The organism is Acinetobacter portensis, from assembly GCF_009372215.1.
GTDB lineage: Bacteria > Pseudomonadota > Gammaproteobacteria > Pseudomonadales > Moraxellaceae > Acinetobacter > Acinetobacter portensis.
Genome location: NZ_LWRV01000047.1, coordinates 94,162 through 95,811 on the forward strand (window position 1 = coordinate 94,162; position 1,650 = coordinate 95,811).

1 protein-coding gene is annotated in these 1,650 nt (G+C 34.6%); it reads right to left on the minus strand.

Translation table 11 applies throughout. The features are described from left to right. A partial coding sequence (locus A6M14_RS05085) for a S8 family serine peptidase (RefSeq protein ID WP_152873928.1) occupies window positions 1-1,577 on the minus strand: 1,577 nt, incomplete at its 3' end. Between the last annotated feature and the right edge of the window lie 73 nt (window positions 1,578-1,650).

Sequence of the window (1,650 nt, forward strand, 5' to 3'; positions counted from 1 at the left end):
GCTTTATCTGCTGCCGCCTTATCCGCTGCTGCTTTATCTGCTGCTAAATCTTTAAATTTCAATTGAAGCTTTTTATCTTGTTCTACTTTTTCAAGTTCAGGCTTAACATCATCTGTAGTAATAGATTTAATATAATTATCATTAAATGATTGATCTATTTTCTCTGCATCAATTAATGTGTATTCATTACCTTGATAACGACTCACATCATTTTTAGTGAGTAAGTTATCAGGTTTTTCTTCATACATATTAAAGTTAGCCTTGTTCAAATAAGCTTTACCTTTAACCACTAGCTTATCTACTTGCTGACTTTCATCTTTAATTTTTACTGTGTATGTAGAGTCTGGAGTAAACTTAATATCACCATGAATGGTAAATGTGCTCAGTCCATTAGCATTATAAAGAGATGGAATAAATTTTCCGTCGTTTATATTTACATTCCCAGCTCGCCCTTGCCCAGAAAGAATACCAGCTTTATTAATAGTTAAATTAGATGTCAGAGAACCTGCAAGATCCAAACCACCTTCATTAATATGAGTCTCGCCCTTATAGGTATTTGTACCGGTAAGTTGTAAAACACCACTGCCGTTTTTAATTAAACCGCCACTACCCGTAATATCATTTGACCACGTATCGAATTCACATTCTTTAGCATCACATGTGCGCTGTCTAGGTGTACCTTTATCATAAACAACACCTTTACCCATGTTTACAGTAAAATCACCATTACCAAAGGTAGCTGCCAACCTATCTAAATCATTTCCTAAATTTTGTTTAACATCATCGGCAAGCATATCTTTCACATCATCAGATGATGCAAAAATTGCAGGTCCTTTAATTGCTTTTTCTAAATCAATTTTACCCCAACCAAAATATTGATCAATAACACGAGAGCTACCATCTTTAACTGCTCCCTGTTCATCCATATCTTGAGTAGTTGTTTTTAATACATTATTAACATCGCTTGATGTCATATATGGGAATCGTTCCATCAAAATAGCTAATGCACCTGTAGCATGAGGTGCAGCCATTGATGTTCCTGTCATATTTTCATAATTATCGACTAGCTCATTATTTACATTTTTATCAAATGTTGAACTGTAAATACCAGTTCCTGGAGCTGCTACACACCATAATGCGGTATATCCACATTGAGATGAACCAGCAAACAATACCTCCTTCGTAGCTTTATCACTCACGATAATATCGGTTAACTCAATATTCGAACCTACTTCTTTATATAAATAATCTATAGCACCTTCTTCTAAATCAACTAGTCTTAAATATTTTTCACCTTGATGCTCAACTTCAAAAAGCTGATATCCTTTCGTAGTTGTAATAACTTTACTATCTTCAGGAATTTCGATTTGATCACTACGAACAGAAATTAAATTTGCAACAGTAAGATAATGCGGTAGAAGTCCCTCATAAACCATCGGTAGTCCCTGATACGCACCAGGCTCATTATAATGATTGTAATTCCCCGCTGCAAAAACATTGATCACTCCGCTTTTTGCTGCATCCTGAATAGCTCTAATTCTATTTATTTCACCATTTTCATTAGGGTCTGTTGACATTTTCTGTTCAAAAAAATAGCGAGAAAGTAAAATTTAATCGCCAAACCAAATTTACTTCTCGCTTAGCTCTTGT